Here is a 17,418-nt window from a genome sequence, read left to right as displayed (position 1 = left end):
GCTCAGGAGCCTCCAAGCCAGAATGTGTCCGGCATGTAGACACCGAAATAGGAGGTCGGGTCGTAGCCGTAGAGTGCTTTGTCAGGCAGGTTGCGCAGCCGCGAGGATACCAGAATCGGCTGAAGTGTTTCGTTCACCGTACCGATAGAGAACACCTGATCGGTGTAGATCGACAGCATCGAGTTCCAGATTTCGGCGCGCTCGCTGGATTGGGTCGATCCGTTCCAGCGCTTGAGCAAAGCCATCAACTCGACCACTTCAGGAACATCGGGCGCCTCACCCATCTTGCCATGCGACAGATAGTAAGCGCCCCAGAGCGGCCATTGCAGCTGGTCGTCGATGGTGGGGGCCAGCTGGTATGGATTCATGTCGGCGGTCGGCACGCCATTGTCGATGCCCGACGACATCGACATCAGGATCTGGCCACCAAGCGCGCGGCTGCGGAAGATGTCGCGCTGCGAAGTCCGGATGAACAAAGCGATGCCTATCTTGCGCCAGTGATCGGTGATGAGTTCGAGCGCATCGGTTTCCAGCGTGCTTTCGCCGGCCGTTTCCACGATGATCTGCGCCGGGCGTCCATCGGGAAGTAGCCGCAGGCCGTCATCGTCACGGGCCTGAAGCCCGACCTCGTCAAGCAGTGCATTGGCCTGGTCGGGATCGTGGGCGACCCAGGCTTTCGCGAATTCCGGCCGGTAGAGCGGGCTCTCCGGCAAGACCGTATCGGCGCTTTCCTGCGCCAATCCGTAGAAGACGGCCATGTTGATCTCGCGCCTGTCTACAGCGAGCGAAAGTGCGCGGCGCACGCGCACGTCACGCAAAAGGCCACGCCACACCGGGTCGGCACAATTCAGATTGGGCATGAGCGCCAGCCGCGAACCCTGTGTGCGTTTCCACAGATGCATCTTCACCGGGTAGCGCTTCTCCGCGTCCTTCAGGAAGGAGTAGTCGCTGAAGTCGATTCCCATGCATTGCAGGTCGCTCTCGCCCGCACCGGTCTTGGCGGAGATGATCGCCGACGAGCTGACATTCATGATGATCCGGTCGACATAGGGCAGTTGCCGGCCGTTCTCGTCTGTTCGATGAAAGAACGGGTTGCGCTCGAAGATGAACTGCTCGGCCGGCGGCTTGGTCCGGTTCTGCCAGGGGTCGAGTGTCGGCAGATCCGGGTTCTCCGGGCGATACTGCCGCGACATGCGGATGTGCAGCAGCGTCCATTTTGCGGTCCGGTTCTCCTTCATCAGGCCGGCGAGCCGGAATGGATCCTGATATTTCTTGTGGAACTGCTTGAGATAGGCGGCTGGCAAAACAAGCGGTGTCGGCGAAGCAGCGGCAAGTTTGGGCAGGAAGTCGGGATTGGGCGCGTCCCAACTGTAGCGCACCGTCAACGGATCGACGATCTCGAAACGTGGCGGCTTGCCGTCCGCCAGCAGGGCAGGGGCGAGCCCCCCTTGCGAAAGCTCATCGTTCAGCCAGACATCTTCCCAGCAATAACGAAAATCCTCCGGCGTCAGCAGGCTGCCGTCTGACCATTTATGGCCTTCACGAATCTTGAACGTGAAGACGCGATCATCCTTTACGTCGAAACTTTCGAGAATGTCGGCCTGAAAGTTAAGCTTTTCGTCATAGCCGACCAGCCGGGAATACCCGTAGATCGTCATCATCCGGATATCTTTCTGGCTGCCGATGATCGTACGCAGCGTGCCGCCATACTGGCCGGGCTGCCGGCCCATCGCCGCGAGGTTCAACGCGCGCGGGCTTTTGGGCAGGCGCTCCGCGAGTGGCGGCAGAGCCCTGGCTTTCAGCTGCGGCTGAAGAAAATCCGGCTCCAGATCGCCGGCGCGCGCCGTGCCCGGCAGAAATGCCGAAGCCATGAGACCAAGGACAGTGCGGCGGCTGATCAATGGCGTAACTCGCTGACATCGGCCGAACGTCGGGCCAGCACGAGATGGCCGCCGCCGAGATCGAGCGGCGACAGCATATCCTCTTCGCCCTCGTCGCGGAATTGCGGGCCCCATGCGCTGGTGTCGGAAGCGCCGCCGAGCTTCAGCGTCTTGAAATCCATCGGCCGGTCGAGATCGGGGAAGGGGACTGCGGCGAGCAGCGAGCGCGTGTAGGGGTGGATCGGTTTCCTGAGCAGAATTTCGCGCGGTGCAAGCTCGACGATACGCCCGCCGCACATCACCGCGATGCGGTCCGCCATGTAGTCCACCACCGCCAGATTGTGGGATATGAACAGGTAGGTCAGGCCCAGTTCCTTCTGCAGGTCCTTCAGAAGGTTCAGGATCTGCGCCTGCACGGAGACATCGAGCGCCGAAACCGGCTCGTCGCAGATCAGCAGTTCAGGCCCCAGCGCCAACGCGCGCGCGATGCCGATACGCTGACGCTGCCCGCCGGAGAAGCTGTGGGGATAGCGCTGGATGAAGCGCGGATCGAGCCCGATTGCCTGCATCAGGCTCTTGACCGTGGCTAGCCGGGACGCAGCATTGCCACGTTGATGGATTTCCAGCGGCTCGCTCAAGATGTTTTCCACTGTCATGCGTGGCGAAAGTGACGAAACCGGATCCTGGAAGACCATCTGGAGTTTCGCGCGCAGCAAGCGCAGGGCGTCTCCCTCGGCTTCCAGGACGTCGATCGGTCCGTCGCGGCCGTTGAAGATCACGGAGCCACCGGTAGGGGTGACGGCCCGCATCAGGATCTTGCTGACGGTGGTTTTGCCGCAACCGCTTTCGCCAACCAGGCCCAGGCACTCACCTCGCCTGATGTCGAAGCTGACGCCGTCCACGGCGCGAACAGAGGTCTGATGGCTCCCGCTGAACCATCCGGAGTTGCGGATGGTGTAGACCTTTTTCAGATCCCTGACCGACAGCAGAATGTCGTCCGGCCCTTTCGCTTCCGGCGCCGTCTGCTTGCCCAGCAGGGTCCCGACATTCACCGGCACCTCGCGGAGCGCCTTCAGTCTTTCGCCAGGCTTCAGGTCGAAATGCGGAACGGCTGCCATCAGGCCCTTCAGGTAAGGGTGGCCTGGCCGGCGGAATATTGCCTCCACAGGGCCCGCTTCCATGATCTCGCCATGGTACATGACGACCACCTCGTCGGCGACATTGGCGACCACGCCGAGGTCGTGCGTGATCAGCAGCATTGCCATGTTGAGCTTGGTCTGGAGCCCACGAAGCAATTGCAGGATTTGCGCCTGGATGGTGACGTCCAACGCCGTCGTCGGCTCATCGGCGATCAACAGAGCGGGCCGGCAGATAAGCGCCATGGCTATCATGGCGCGTTGCCGCAATCCTCCCGAAAGTTCGAACGGATACATGTCGTAGGCGCGCTTGGGATTGGGAAACCCGACGAGCCCGAGCATTTCCTCGGTCCGTGCCTTGCGCTCCGTCCGATCCATGCACGTATGAATCTGCAGGGATTCGCTGACCTGGTTGCCGATCGTGTGCAGCGGCGACAGCGATGTCATCGGCTCCTGAAAGATCTTGCCGATGCGGCTGCCTCTCAACGCCCGGATTTCGGGTCCGTCTCGCGGCATCTGCAGGATATCCTGCGTCGTGCCGGGCTTTTTGGGATCGGAAAACAGGATACGGCCGCGAACATGGGCCGTGTTCGGCAAGATGCCCATCACGGCCTGGCTGAGAACCGATTTTCCGGAACCGGACTCACCGACAAGTGCGGTGACCTTGCCGGGCAGGACGCGAAGATTTGCCCGCCTGACGGCATGCAACGGTCCCCCGACAATGGCAAAAGAGATGCCAACATCCTCGATCCGCAGCAGATCAACGCCTGCATCCATTCCCACACCAGCCCCAATCTGGCGCCTCCCGACCGGCCCCAAAAAGCAAGACTAGCGCATTGTCAGCGCAGAGCAACTTGGATTCGAAACGAATTCCCCGGCGACCGGCGGCCGGACAGCATACCAGGGCGTCCAGATCGGATGGTGGTGACTACTGGAGCTTCCTCCGGTCGCCCGCCGACAGCCGCGCGGCATCGCGATGAAGCAGCATGACCTGCTCGGCGTCCGATATCCGATCGTGAAACGGCTGCAGCGCAGCGTCTTCATCGAGTGCGAGAGCACCCGACAGATCGGGTGAAAGCACCGTCAGCTTCTGCTTGCTGCCCGCCAGTTCCTCCTCGCCGAGCGTCAGCCAGCTGTTGGCCCCGCAATAGCCGGCGAAGTCCTTGCTGGCGAGAACGCTGTGCGGATATTTCTTAGTCAGGGTCTGGAGACGCTGGACCTCGTTTACAGCCGAGCCGAAGACGGAGAATGTGAGTCGGTCGGTAAGCCCGACATTGCCGAACATCACATTGCCGACATGAAGGCCGATACCAAATTTTATGTCGCCCAGTCCTTGCTCTTTTCTGCGCAGATTGAGCTCCATCATGCGCATGCTGGCCTTGTGCGCAGCCGCAAGAGCAGCCTGGCAGGCGATCTCTGACTGCGCCCGGTGCCTTTCGCAGGGGTAGACGGCAATGAATCCATCCCCCAGGAAACTCATGATCTGCCCGCCTTTGCGATTGAAAGGTGCTGCGATGGCATCGAAAAACTGGTTCAGCGTATCGATATAGACTTCGCGGCCGGAGGTTTCGGCGAGCCTTGTCGACCCGCGCATATCGCCCATCACCAGCGCGGCCCGGATTGTGTCGCCCTCGCCGCGCTTGATCTGGCCGTCCAGCACGCGCCTGCCGGCGTCACCGCCGAGATACGTGGTCATCATGTTGTCGGCGAGCTTGGTGAGCACCGCCATCTTGCTTGCTATAGCGAGATGGTTCTGGATCCGCAGCAGCGCCGAAATCATGCTGTCGCTGAAGCCTGAAGCACTGTCGGTGGACCAGGACCCCAACATGCCCTGACTTGTATCGCCGTTGAAGGGATGGACGAAAGCCATGTAATCGGTGACGCCCATAAGCCTGAGCTCATCGAAAACAGGAAACTCCGACCGCACCGACGGGTCGAGCCGGCGCCGCAGATGGTCGAGCTTGTTGCTGAGCAGATGGTAGTATGGGCTGGTCAGGAATCTGTCGGAATGGACGCCGTTCTCACTCCGGAAGCCTTCCACTTCCAGGCCTTGGCCGCGAATCCAGGTGAAACCGAGCGCGTCATAAAGCGGATGCAGCATCGAAAAGCTCAAATGCACCCGCTTCAGCGGCAGGCCGGCAGCAGCCAGCCGTTCACAAAAACCCTTGACCAATGTTTCCAGGTCGTCGCCCGCCAGCGCCGATTGGGTCAGCCAATCGGCAACCTTATCCATGAGAATGTTGGAAATTTCTGTTTGCGCTGTGCTCATGCTATCTCGAAACCCGTCGAAGACGAGCCATCTCCTTTGATCCGCAAAATTCTCGAAGTCAATGAAACCGGCTTCGGGGGCAGAAGCCGGCGAAGAATATCCCGAATGACTGTCCTTGCAGGAAGCAAGCAGACGTCGACCGCACAAATCACCTGCAACACTATGTGGCGAGGCTGCCGGCGAAGTGCAATCCCGATCCTGACATCGCGCAAATAATTGGTCGGCTCAGGCACCGTCGGGCTCGCCGGGTCCCAAGAACCATGGCCGCGGCGCATTGCTGAACATCGATTCCCCAAGCCGTCATCAGACCGGCGCCTTCGCCTTCAGGCTTGCGGCAGCCATTGCATAGCCGCCGGCGGCGCCATCGATGAAGTGAACATGATCGCGCTGCAGCGGCGAGATGACGAGGCATGTCATCAAGGCCGACTTCTGGCGGTGCAGGCCATAGTTGCAGATGCCGGCCTCTTCCGCTTGTTTCAGCCGGTTCTCGATCCGCTGCAACACATCCGCGTCGACGTCGATGGTCATCTTCAAGCCGTCGTCGAACTTGCGGAAATCCGAATTGCTGGCCACCTCGCGCTTGTAGACCTTCGGGTCGAAACCGCCGATCGTCCAGCCCAATTTGTCGGTGACGGCCGTAAGCGTCATCAGGAAGATCACCCACAGCTTGGCCAGCCACCGCCGCCCCGGCGGCGCCGTGGCCCGTGCCTCGACATCGAGACCGGCGGGCAAGAGACTATAGGCCGGACCGTCCACCGGCACCGGGTGGCCATCGCGCTCCTGCCTGCCGGCAAGGGCGATGATGTCGGAAGCCAGAAACTGGAAACCACGCAAGTCGCGCGATGCCCCGGGCACGGCTATGATCGAGACAATTTCGCCATGCCGGGCTTCGATCGGGTTCCAGCGGCAGGAGAGGCCGGTCAGATCCGGCCGCGCGCCGGCCGGGGCGGGGTCGACGCGGTAGCGCCCGGCTTTCATTTCGGCTTCCGCCCAACTGCCGCCACCGCCGGCGAACATGGCATAGAAGGCTGCTTCGGAGGCCTGGAACCTCGCCACGCGAACGTCGAGGCCTTGCGCTCTTATGTCCTTTATCGGCACGATTGCGGCACGCAAGGTCAGGTCCAGTTCGTCCGCCACCCATCTCTGGACAGAAGCCAGCGCGATACGGGCGATCTCCAGCGCCGAGCCGGGAAACGCCACGAGCGCGCCGTCGCCGCCGAAGACGAAGGGAAGATCTTGCCGGCCCAGCGCGTTGAGAAGCGCCGAAATGACGCTGGCGCCGGCCATATTGACGATTTTGTAGCGCCCGGCCTCGATCGCCTTGGTCGAGCCGACGATGTCGGCGGTGGCCAGCGCCCAGCCATCGGGGAGAGGCCGATAGTTGTCGATATCGGCAACGCTTTCGAACTTTGCGAAGACCGGCAAAGAAGCGACGAACGGGTCGGACGCGACAGCTGTTTCCATAAGCATCAGATAGCACATTCCAGCGCTTGAAGGTGAAGTCGATCACGCCTCGAAATTGACTTGGGCAGGCTTTGCGATGATAGGATCGCGCGATGCGAATTGCCTTCTACGCCCCGCTGAAGTCGCCCAATCATCCCGTTGTCTCCGGCGACCGCCAGATGGCACGGATGCTGGTCCGGGCGCTGCAGCATGGCGGGCATAGCGTCGAACTGGCATCGGAGTTGCGCTTCTATCTACGCCAGCCGGAACCGAAAAGTTTCGATGCGCTCATGATCGAGGCCCGGGACGAAGCCGCGCGACTGACAAGGCTTTGGGACCGTGAAGGCAAGCCCGATCTCTGGTTCTCCTATCATCCCTACTACAAGGCGCCCGACCTGATCGGGCCCGAGCTGGCGTTGGCCTTTGCCGTCCCCTATGTGACGGCCGAAGCCTCCTATTCCGAACGGCGCAACGCCGGTTCGTGGGCCGATAGCCAGGCATTGGTGGCGCGAGCCATCGAGCAGGCGGCGCTGAACATCTGCTTCACGCAAAGGGATCGCCAGGGGCTGGCGGATGCTGTTCCCCACGCCGCTCTCGGTATGCTTTCACCCTTCATCGACACATCGGCATTCCACGAAATGCCGGTACTGGATTATCCGACGCGCCTCGTGACCGTGGCCATGATGCGCCCGGGCGACAAGGTCTTGAGCTATCGCATGCTGGCGCAGGCGCTCGGGTTGATCGGCCACCTCCCCTGGACGCTGTCGGTCGTCGGGGACGGACCTGCCCGTGACGAGGTAAAGGCGCAATTCGCCGGCTTGCCCGCCGACCGTATCGAATGGCTTGGCGCGATTGAGCCGGTCGCCGTGCCGGATGTCCTCTATCGCGGGGGAATCTACGTCTGGCCGGGTTACGGCGAGGCCTATGGCATTGCCTATCTTGAAGCACAGGCCGCCGGCCTTCCGGTGGTGGCTCAGGACATTGCCGGCGTGCCGGAGGTTGTGCGGCATGGCCAGACCGGGTTTCTCACCCCGCCGGGCGATGTGGCGGCGTTCGCTTCCGCCATTGCAAGGCTTCTGGCCAATAATGACGAAAGAACCATCATGGCTGCACAAGCCAGACGTTTCGTTCTCGAAGAACGCTCTCTCGGTGCTGCAAAGGCCCGTCTTGCGGAACTTCTCAAGATGATCCCGTTGTCATGACATCCGACCCGACTTGGCAGCCCCTGGTGGACGAGCTGGCGCACCGGCAACGGGCGGGCCGCAAGGCAGAGTTCTGGCTGCGCGACGATGACGCCGTGGATCCGACGCCGGCGCTCGATCGGTTGCTCGACCTCACCGGTGACTTCGCGGTTCCGGTCACTCTGGCCGTCATTCCGGCCCAGACCGACGGGAAGCTTGTCGTCCGGCTTGACGCCGCGCCGCATGCCACGGTCGCCATTCATGGCTGGGCGCACCGAAATCATGCGCCCGAGGGTCAAAAAAAGCAGGAGCTCGGCGCGCATCGGCCACGCGAGGTGGTGCTGGATGAGCTGGCCGGCGGGCTGTCGCGTGTAACCGGCCTGCACGGCGCACGTGCGGTTCCGATGCTGGTGCCGCCCTGGAACCGGATCGATGTCGGCCTGGTACCCGACCTCGGATCGATAGGATTTGCGGCATTGTCGGTGTTCGGGCCGCCAAGGCCGGCTTCCCTGGCGGTCATCAACAGCAATGTCGACATCATGGATTGGCATGGCACGCGCGGCTGCCGCGATCATGGTCTGTTGGTTCAGGCCATCGTCGCGCAATTGCAGCGTGCATTCGGCGGCGGCGAACCGGTCGGCCTGCTCACCCACCATCTCGTCCATGATGAATCGGCCTGGCTTTTCCTCGAACGGCTGTTCACGATCACCGCGCGGGCAGAAGGCTGCGCATGGCTTCCGATCAGCACACTGACAGAACGCAGCGCCGGAAAATAGCTCAGCGCTTTTTGTGCAAGACTGGAAATGTGAGCGTCTGGCCATCCCGCGCCGCAAAAGCGCGTGCAAATCTGTCTTTGGCCAGTTTCTCCATCTCGTCCAGCTCATCGTCGGTGCGTGCCGGATCGTGGTGAAACAGCGCAAGCCCGCGCGCGCCGGCCGCCTCGCAGAGCTTGACGCCCTGTTGCCATGTCGAGTGCCCGTTGCCGCGGTAGCGCTCCATTTCCTCCTCGGTGTAGGTGCAATCGTAAATGACGAGGTCGGCATTCTCGATCAGGCCGAGCACCGCCGGATCAAGTTTGCCCGGCTCGTGCTCGGTGTCTGTGATGACCGCCACGACGCGGCCACCCCATTCGACCCGGTAGCCGATGCAGCCGCCCGGATGGGCAAGACTACCGGTTCGGACCACCACCCCTTCGCGTGGCCGAAGCACGTCTCCGGATGCGAAATCGCGGCAGTCGAGGCTCGCCTTGCAGACACCGAGTGTCACCGGAAACCATGGCGGCCGAATGAATTCATCGACCATCTGCCGCGTCGTCATGCGTCCAGCGAGATGCCCGGACCAAAGCGTAACTTTGATCCCTCGTTCATAAATAGGCTTGAAAGCCGGCAGCCCGATGACGTGGTCGTAGTGGCAATGGGTGAAAAACAGGTCGAAATCGGTGACGCCCGCCGCCCGAAGCGTCTTGCCGGCAGGCCGCAGGCCGGAGCCCGCGTCGAACAGAAGCGTATGCTTGCCGCATTGCATCTCGATGCAGATCGTGTTGCCGCCATAGCGAGCAAATTCTGGCCCCGATACCGCAATGCTGCCGCGCACGCCCCAAAACCTGACAAGGAAGAAATCGTCGTCCATGCACCCTTTCGCCCATCGTAGCCAACCAACTGCTGCCAGAGTAGTTCCAGGAAAGTGTGACACGGTTCCGGAACTGCATCAAAACAAAGAGACAGAGCGGCTCGCCGCTTCAGTGCAACTGTGAATCGCTCTCGGCGGTTCGTGCGTCGATCAGGTCGGCGGTCGTACTGCTTAGCCGATCGGCAAGAACCCGCAATATCTCGATGGTCATTTCGGGAAACTCCTTCATAAGCCTCAGGAAATGGTCCTTGCGGATTCTCAAGGCCTCCAACTCACTTGCCGCTTTGACGGTGGCAGTACGGGAGCTGTTGCACAATATGGCGATCTCGCCAACGATCGAATTTGGCAGCAATTCGGCAACTTTGATCGGGCCATTGTCGGAATCGACCAGAATATCCGCGCTGCCTGAAAGGATGACATAGGCGGCGTCTGCCTCGTCGCCCTGCCGGAAAAGAATCTGGCCGGCACTGTAGTTCACGCGATCGGACGTGAACGCGAGCAGCTTGAGCTTTGTCGGCTCGATGCCAGAGAACAAGGGAACGCGTTGCAGCATTCCAACTTCATCCTTGAGCAGCATTGTCGCAAACCTTCCTGAATTCGCGTTTGCCAGACTATGACACAAGTTCCTTGAAGATACCGTTTCCCGCCAAGAGTGTCTCGTGTGTTCCGTCTTCCACCAATTGGCCTGAGTCAAAGACCACAACCCGATCGAACATCGCCGCCATTGCCGGATTCGTCACCACCCACACAATTGCCGGCGAATGGCCGTCGCGTCTGGCTTCGTCGAGCACATTTCGCAGCACCTTGTCCTGCACGCGCTGGTCGAGCGCCGACAGCGGCCGATTGAGAATGAGAAAATCGGGACGCTTGAGCAAGGCGCGGGCAACATCGAGCTTCTGTCGCTGTCCGCCGGTCAGCCGCCTGCCGGCGGCGCCGACGTTGAAGTCCAGGCCGACATCCAGAAGCTCCGCATAAAGCCCCAGTTCGTCAAGAATATCATAGACGATGGAGCGAATGCGGTCCGGCGCGTCGGGATGGTTGTTGCCGACACGCCCGAACAGGACATTGTCCATGACGGTGGCCGCGGCGATGTATTTGCTAGGGTCAAACCGTTCGACAGCTTCCTGCAGCTCGGCCGGCAGGTTTTCATAGAACTGGTTGCGTGCAGCGATGATCTTGCTCATCAGCTCGTCGGTCAACAGGCCGAAGCGATGCCGGGGCTCGATATAGGCAAAGCTTAAGGTGACCATCATGGCGCGGTCGTTCTCCGAAACCGCATCGTAGGGGCGATTCTTGAGCCGTTGCAGCAAGGTTTCGTAGGCGGGTATCTCCTCGGCGCTCATGAAGGCGAGCTGCTGGAAGAACTGGTGTTCGGGCGGCAGGTCGGCAAACAGCTCGATCGCCTGTTCGGCGATCTCCATGCCCATTTCGTAGAGCGTGCGGTCGAGGCCGGCTTGCTTCAGCACGGAAGCAAAATAGGGATTGGACGCGAGTGCCTTGTGAGCCAGTTCGGGGCCGGCCGCAGCGCCGAAGAGCAGGTTCTGGCCGATCGTCGCTTCCTTGTTGTAGGCGCCCGGTTCAAAAGGAACCACCAGCGCGCTCAGGCCTTCTTCCTCCAACCGGGTTCGCAGCGCCGCACGCAATTCGACGATCCGCCCGGCAAGCTTCGTGTGGCGCTTGAGGTCGGCCGAAGAGCGCAAGCCTAGATCCAGAATGTCGCGCGACAGAAGAACCGCGTCGAGCACCCGGCGCACGGCTTCAAAGAGGTCGTGCGGGCCGGTGGCGCCGGCGGAGGCATAGTTGATCCAGTCGCTGCGGATATCGAGATCCGGATTGCCCGACCGGCGCGCCTCGTCGATATTCCAACGGTGCTGGTCCGCCGCGGCGCCGTCATATGTCACCGATGTCAGCGGCGCATGCTTCAACCCGTAGAGCAAATTGTCGCGCAGGCTTGCCTGGAACAGGAAAACATCCGACGAAGCGTAGGACATGCGCCGGCCGGTCACGGCTTCGGGGAGATCGAGCAAGTCATCGGAGCCCGAAACGATCCTTCCGCTGTCCGGCCAGGTCAGCCGCGCAAAGGCTTCCGCAAGCGCCTCCGCTCCCCCTGTTGCGGTGCTGACCAGCGCCACCGTCTCACCGGGCTTGACCTCGAGCGAGATGCGATTGAGGAGCATTGCGCCGCCATCGTCGGCTATCGACAGGCTGACCGCCGACAGCGGCTTGGTCATCGGATCGGGATCGTCGATCGTCAGTGCTCCGATTTCCGGCGCGATGATATTCTCGACGGTGAACTGTTCGACGACCTGCTGATATTTGACCTGGACATCCTGCCGGTCCTGATCCCAGTCGATCAGTTCCTTCATCGGTCCGGGCAAGTCCTTGTAGGCGCCAATCACGGCCACGAGCTGGCCGACATCCAGCCGCCCCTGGATGACCAGATAGCCACCGATCATGTAGAACAGAAAGGGCGTGAGCTGCGCGAGAAAATTGTTGAGGAACTTTACCATGAATTTCCATTGGTAAAGATCGAAGCGGATTTTGAAGATGAGCCCGAGCCGGGCTGCTATGTCGGCGCGCTCGTAATTCGACGTATCGTGGACGTGAACCGCGCCGATGCCGTCAACGATTTCGCCAACTCGGCCCGACAGCGCGCGCGCCGTCAACTGCCGCTGGCGCCCCAGCACGAGCAGCCGCCGCCGCATTCGCGGGATAAGCACAATCTGGATCGCCACGATCACGACCGCTATCATTCCGAGCCAGACGTTCTGGACCATGATGAACAGCATGGCCGTCAACGCCTGGCCGCCGAGCAGCACCGGCTGCAGGAAGGCATCGCCGATGAAGCCGCCCAGCGGCTCCACCTCGTCCTTCACCATGGTCGCCACTTCGGCGGATTTCACCCGCTTGAAGTAAATCGGCGGAAACCGCAGCACACGATCGACCAGATCGAAACGAATACGCCGCAGCATGCGTTCGCCGAGCCGGCCCTTGTAAGTGTTGATGTAGAGCTTGAACAAGCCGTTGATGACGACCAGCAAGAGGAAAACAAGGCTGAGCGCAAGCAGCGTCGACGTGCGGTCCAGTTGAAAACCGGAGAAGAACTGAACCTCGCCGATGAACGGCAGGTTATAGTGCAACCTCATGAATGGCAGGGTCGCGCCCGGTTGCTCGAACCCCTTGCCCTGGATCGGGCCGTTGACGATCAGCTTCGGCAGGTCGAACGACATGAAATACGGGACCATCGAAAGCACGACGATCATCAATATCCAGAGCTGCTGCTTCCTGGTGTGCGTCCAGATATAGCGGGCTAGGCTGGTTTCCATATGCGATTGTCAGTTTGAAGGATGCGGAATGTAAAGGCACCTGCTGGCGAATGGTGTATCGGCCATGTCTTCGCCGCCAACGACGAGCTCGAAGCGGCAGCTGCGCGCCAGGCGGATGGATGCCGATGGTCCGGACAAATGCAATCGGCCTCCTCCGGGCAATGGCGAAACGGCTTGCGGCACAATCGCGTCCGCAAGTCGAACAGCCTTGCATGAGGCAAGATTGCGTTGTGTCGCCCGAAATCCCAACATAGAAGACGAATATGATGGATGTCACGCAACCACGCAATGCCGGCATGGATGGGCATGAGCAAGCCCTGGACCTCACGCGGGGAATTGCCGCCTATGTCGACCACCCTCTCGTGGCCGGGCTGGCGCGCGTCATCGCCAAGCATCCGCAGGCCGATATCGCCAATGCCTTCAACCACAAGCAGGTCGCCTGCAAGATGTGGGCGCTCGACAGGCTGTTCGAAAGCTGCGGCGGCCGGTTCGAACGCATATGGGTTCTGGGTGGATGGTACGGCGTATTGCCGGCGATGCTTTTCAACGACGCCCGCTTCGACATCGCGGCGATCGACAGCATCGACATCGATCCCGAAGTCGGCGCGGTCGCCCGGACACTCAACCGGCAAGCCGGCGAGCGGTTTCAAGCGCTGACGGCAGATATGTACACACTCGACTATGCCGCCGGCGGGCCTGACCTGGTGGTCAATACGAGCTGCGAACACATAGCCGATCTCAGCGCCTGGCTTGCCCTGCTTCCGCGGGGTACGAACGTGCTGCTGCAGTCGAACGATTATTTCAGCGAGCCGACGCACATCAACTGCGTGGCGTCACTTGCGGCCTTCGAAGCCATGGCGGCGCTGCGGCAGATCAGGTTCTCCGGCGAATTGCCGACAAAAAATTATACACGCTTCATGCTGATCGGAGCTGTTTGAAGCGCTCGCGCAGGATTTGCGCCGAGCGCCGCGCCCCTTCCAGATCGAGACGATGCGCGGCTGGCGGCGGTCCGGCAAGCGCCTGCTCGATCGCATGCGCCAGACCTTCAGGCGTCAGGTCCTGTTCCGTCAGCACCGTTGCAAGACCGAGCTCTTCGAGCATCAGAGCGCGACGCGTCTGCTCGGTTTCCCCGCCGGCTGCAAATGGAACGAGCAGCGAGCGACACCCCGCGCGCATGACATCGCAGACCGTGTTGTAACCCGCCTGCGAGACCGACAGGCGGGCGCCGGTCAGCAGGCTGGCGAAATCCCCGCGGAACCGGAAGATGGACAGGCGTGGGGAGGCATCGCGTGAAATCGCGTCAAACTCGTCCTTCGGCAGGTTTGGGCCGGTGATCAAACACCATGTCCAGGCGTTATCGGCACTTCGCGCCGCCGCGACGGTGGATCTGACAAGGCTCTTTCCGGCCGCCCCGCCGCCAACCGACACCAGAACGTCGAAGCGCTCTGAGGCCGCTTGCGCCGGCGGCGCGGCAACGAGCCCGGTGTAGGCGACCTCGGCCCTGATCGCCCCAGCCAGCGGAAATGTCTTGTCGATGGTTGCGAAAGCCGGATCGCCATGGACCATGACAAGATCGAAATGCCTGTTGACGATATCGACCGTTTCTTCGTTTCGGCTCGGCTTCACGCGCTCCTGAAGGATGTCGCGGACGGACGCCGCCAGCAGCGGTCTGGGCGATGTCGCTTCGATGGCCTCGATCAGTGGCAAGAGTTCGAAACGCATCTGCCGGCGTCCAAAGGGAAACGCCTCGATAATGACGATGTCGGGCCTGTAATCCCGGAAAGCCTGCAGCAGCATCTCTGAGCGCCGCGTCTTGAAATCATCGTCGATGGCTTTGCCCTGCAGGTCGACAAGTCCGGAAAATCCTTCGTCACCGGAGGTGACAGGCGGCAGGGTCACGGATTTTACACCCGATCCCGGAAATCCCGCGATCGGCGCTCCGCCGGTCACGACGGTGACGTCGAACCCGTCATCGACCAGAGCCGCCGCAATGCGGCTGGCGCGCGCGAGATGGCCGATGCCGAGCAGGTGCTGAACATAGAAGAAAGCGCGCAGCCGCTTCATTCGGCGGCCCGCCACTCCCGCTCGAACAGTTCCTTGAGCTGTCCAATGCCTGCCACATGATCGAAATTGCTTCGCACGCGCCGCTCCGCGGCGTCGCCGAGGCGGACGCGCAGGACGGGATCGCGGATCAGGCGCTCCAGCGCCTGTGCCAGGGCAGTCGGGTTTTCCGAGGGAATCAGCAGCCCGGTTTCATCCGACGATAAAAGCTCCGGCACGCCGGAAATATCGGTCGACACGCAGGCAAGCCGCTGGCTGGCCGCCTCCACCAGAACATTCGGCAGGCCGTCCCGGTCGCCATCCGCGGTGATCCTGCAGGCCAAAGCGAAGATGTCGGCGCTGCGGTAGTGCTCAAGCACCTCCTCCTGCGCCAGCGCGCCTTTCCAGGAAACGCGCCCCTCCAGCCCGAGCCTTTGCGCCAGCGCCTTCAGCCGTTTCAGTTCCTCGCCGCCACCGATATGCTCGAAACACCACGCCAGATCGCCAGGCAAGAGGGCAAGAGCCTCCAGCAATGTATCATAGCCTTTCTTTTCAACGGCGCGTCCGACACTCAAGATCATGACCGGTTCGGCCGGCGCCGAGCCGTCACGCTGTTTTCGCGCCTCGCCGAAACTGCCGAAGCGGTCAAGGTCGAGCCCATGATAGCTCAGATGCACGGACGAACTGCCGTTGGCGAGTTTTTTCAGATGGTCGAAGCCGGTTTTCGTGCACGTGACCGTCCAGCGCGCCGAGGAAAGCTTGCCGGCCAGATCCCAGTCCGCCGACGTCCAGATGTCCTTGGCATGGGCTGAGCAGCTCCAGGGCAAGCCACGAAGCTGGCTGGCATAGCGCGTCACAGATGCCGGCGTGTGCGCGAAATGGGCATGCAGCCATCCCGCGTCTTGCGGCCATTCGGCGGCCAACACGAGCGCTTGCCCGAAGCGGCGCGCGCGATTGCGGGTAAAGTCGCGGCGGATATCGGCAGCCAGCGATTTGAGCGCGCGCCAGAACCCAGGCCGCGGCAGACAGGCAAACAGCGACCGAACCACGCGCAGCGGCTCTCTGTGCAGATATTCCGGTAGATAGTGGACGGGGGCCTTGATCTCATCATGCACGGGATGACGTTTTGCGTCGGTCGGCCGCCTGAGCGCGAAAAGTATCAGGTCGAACCCCGCACGCTCCAGACCGAGCAGCTCCTGCGCGATGAAGGTTTCCGACAGCCGCGGGTAGCCCTTCAGAACCACGACGATCTTGCGGTGTTGCAACTCAGTTCATGCCTTCAATGACCGAAAGGTGATGGCCGGCCCGCCGGTCGAGCAGTTCCGCGACGATTTCGGAAATATGAGGCAGCCCTTCCAGAGTCAGATGCGCATTGCTCTGCGATGGGCGGGGCCGGCCCGGCAAAACCTGCAGCGCATCGGCAAACCGCTGGGCATCCTCGGCCTCCTCGGGCAAAAGCATCTCGATGAGGCCGAGTTCGGCTGCGCGCCGTGCCCGGATCAGCTGTTCCTCGCGCGGCGTGACGCGCGGCACGATCAGCGCCGGCTTGTCGAAAGACAGTATCTCGCAATAGGTGTTGTAACCGCCCATCGCCACCACCGCCTTGGCGCCGGCAATCAGCTCTTCCATGCGGTTGTCGAATTCGATGATCTTGACGTAGGGGATCTTGGCCCCTTTCCTGACCAGCTTGTTGCGCTTGCGCGCCGGCATGTAGGGCCCAAGGACGATCAGCGCCCGGTGCTGCAATAGCGGATCCTGCTGATAGGCCTCGATGACGTTGTGGATCAGGTCGGCGCCGTCACCGCCGCCACCGGTGGTAACCAGGATATAGTCGCCCTCGGGCCGGTGGCCGGGCAACTGGTTCTGCTGCAGGCTCCGTTGCAGGAAACCGACGAACTTCATCTTTGCCCTGACCGCCGGCGGCACCTCCAGGCCGGTCAGCGGATCGTAGAAATCCGGCGGGCCATAGACCCAGACCTTGTCGTAGAACAGGCCGATCTTGCGCATCACATCCCTGCGTGCCCACTCCGCTTCGAGCAAATGCGGCGCGTCCATCACCTCGCGCAGGCCAAGCACGAGCGTGGTGCCCCGCGTCTTGAGGTAGGACAGCGTATCCTCGATCTCTCCGCGCAGCCCCAGCGGTTCCTTGTCGACGATGAAGATATCCGGCCGGAAGCTCTCGGCCGTGTGGCGGATAATCGACTGCCGCATCCTTAGCGTCTCGTGCAGATCGATGTCCTTTTCCAGCGAGGTGTATTCGCCGTTTCGCAGCTTGATGACGCTGGGGATCTTCACGAAGTCGACGCGGGCGCGGTAGTCGAAGGCGCCGGCGATGGTGGCGCCCGAAATGATTAGCACCTGAAGTCCGCGGAAATCCCCGACCAGCGAATGCGCGATCGTTCGGCAGCGCTGCAGATGGCCGAGCCCGAACGTGTCGTGGCTGTACATGAGAATTCGTGCGTCTTTTGCGTGCTGTGTCATTGTGAACGTCTTTTAGAATTCTCGCCGGACCGT

At 61.6% G+C, this 17,418-nt stretch carries 13 protein-coding genes; 3 read left to right on the top strand and 10 right to left on the bottom strand.

Annotated features, from left to right (window positions below; all coding sequences use genetic code 11):
- Positions 1 to 2: 2 nt before the first annotated feature.
- The 4 genes from ACYG9R_RS11500 to ACYG9R_RS11485 all read right to left on the bottom strand — a co-directional run bounded on the left by ACYG9R_RS11500 (position 3) and on the right by ACYG9R_RS11485 (position 6,767).
- Positions 3 to 1,901, bottom strand: a complete 1,899-nt coding sequence (locus ACYG9R_RS11500) for an ABC transporter substrate-binding protein (RefSeq protein ID WP_023692891.1) — start codon at positions 1,899 to 1,901, stop codon at positions 3 to 5.
- Positions 1,898 to 3,793 carry an ABC transporter ATP-binding protein gene (locus ACYG9R_RS11495; RefSeq protein WP_023706796.1) on the bottom strand — a complete coding sequence of 632 codons (1,896 nt, stop codon included), beginning with the start codon at positions 3,791 to 3,793 and terminating at the stop codon, positions 1,898 to 1,900. Before ACYG9R_RS11495 ends, ACYG9R_RS11500 begins: the two co-directional genes overlap by 4 nt.
- Before the next feature lie 151 nt (positions 3,794 to 3,944).
- On the bottom strand, positions 3,945 to 5,285 hold the full coding sequence (locus ACYG9R_RS11490) for an adenylate/guanylate cyclase domain-containing protein (RefSeq protein WP_023726703.1): 1,341 nt from the start codon (positions 5,283 to 5,285) through the stop codon (positions 3,945 to 3,947).
- 303 nt (positions 5,286 to 5,588) lie between these two features.
- Positions 5,589 to 6,767, bottom strand: coding sequence for a DUF3095 domain-containing protein (locus tag ACYG9R_RS11485; protein ID WP_196813607.1), 1,179 nt, complete (start codon positions 6,765 to 6,767; stop codon positions 5,589 to 5,591).
- Between the two features lie 74 nt (positions 6,768 to 6,841).
- Between ACYG9R_RS11485 and ACYG9R_RS11480 the strand changes: the two genes are divergently transcribed.
- Both ACYG9R_RS11480 and ACYG9R_RS11475 read left to right on the top strand, forming a co-directional pair.
- On the top strand, positions 6,842 to 7,930 hold the full coding sequence (locus ACYG9R_RS11480) for a glycosyltransferase family 4 protein (protein WP_023824396.1): 1,089 nt from the start codon (positions 6,842 to 6,844) through the stop codon (positions 7,928 to 7,930).
- Positions 7,927 to 8,685: a polysaccharide deacetylase family protein gene (locus ACYG9R_RS11475; protein WP_023824397.1), complete on the top strand. Its 759-nt coding sequence runs from the start codon at positions 7,927 to 7,929 to the stop codon at positions 8,683 to 8,685. Before ACYG9R_RS11480 ends, ACYG9R_RS11475 begins: the two co-directional genes overlap by 4 nt.
- A gap of 1 nt (position 8,686) precedes the next feature.
- Here ACYG9R_RS11475 and ACYG9R_RS11470 read toward each other — a convergent pair whose 3' ends face one another.
- The 3 genes from ACYG9R_RS11470 to ACYG9R_RS11460 form a co-directional block, all read right to left on the bottom strand.
- Positions 8,687 to 9,538 (bottom strand): MBL fold metallo-hydrolase, encoded by an 852-nt coding sequence (locus tag ACYG9R_RS11470; RefSeq protein WP_023824398.1) that lies wholly within the window; start codon positions 9,536 to 9,538, stop codon positions 8,687 to 8,689.
- A gap of 109 nt (positions 9,539 to 9,647) precedes the next feature.
- The gene (locus ACYG9R_RS11465) at positions 9,648 to 10,115 is read right to left on the bottom strand and encodes a cyclic nucleotide-binding domain-containing protein (RefSeq protein WP_023672144.1); all 468 of its coding nucleotides are present in this window, start codon (positions 10,113 to 10,115) and stop codon (positions 9,648 to 9,650) included.
- A 34-nt stretch (positions 10,116 to 10,149) separates the two neighbouring features.
- The gene (locus tag ACYG9R_RS11460) at positions 10,150 to 12,864 is read right to left on the bottom strand and encodes an ABC transporter transmembrane domain-containing protein (RefSeq protein ID WP_023824399.1); all 2,715 of its coding nucleotides are present in this window, start codon (positions 12,862 to 12,864) and stop codon (positions 10,150 to 10,152) included.
- Positions 12,865 to 13,127: 263 nt separating this feature from the next.
- Between ACYG9R_RS11460 and ACYG9R_RS11455 the strand changes: the two genes are divergently transcribed.
- Positions 13,128 to 13,802, top strand: coding sequence for a methyltransferase domain-containing protein (locus ACYG9R_RS11455; protein ID WP_023824400.1), 675 nt, complete (start codon positions 13,128 to 13,130; stop codon positions 13,800 to 13,802).
- Here the strand turns inward: ACYG9R_RS11455 and ACYG9R_RS11450 are convergent.
- From ACYG9R_RS11450 to ACYG9R_RS11440, 3 genes are read right to left on the bottom strand one after another with little or no spacing between them, the layout of a single operon-like run.
- Complete coding sequence (locus ACYG9R_RS11450) at positions 13,780 to 14,928, bottom strand: glycosyltransferase family protein (RefSeq protein ID WP_023824401.1); 1,149 nt, start codon at positions 14,926 to 14,928, stop codon at positions 13,780 to 13,782. The genes ACYG9R_RS11455 and ACYG9R_RS11450 overlap by 23 nt on opposite strands.
- Positions 14,925 to 16,169, bottom strand: a complete 1,245-nt coding sequence (locus ACYG9R_RS11445) for a glycosyltransferase (protein WP_023687620.1) — start codon at positions 16,167 to 16,169, stop codon at positions 14,925 to 14,927. Before ACYG9R_RS11445 ends, ACYG9R_RS11450 begins: the two co-directional genes overlap by 4 nt.
- Position 16,170: 1 nt before the next feature.
- Entirely contained in the window at positions 16,171 to 17,385 is a 1,215-nt protein-coding gene (locus ACYG9R_RS11440) for a glycosyltransferase family protein (RefSeq protein WP_023754931.1), read from the bottom strand.
- Positions 17,386 to 17,418: the final 33 nt, after the last annotated feature.

Source organism: Mesorhizobium sp. RSR565B, assembly GCF_054719465.1.
The sequence above is the reverse complement of the archived record's forward strand: the minus strand, read 5'-3'. Positions and strand labels throughout refer to the sequence as shown.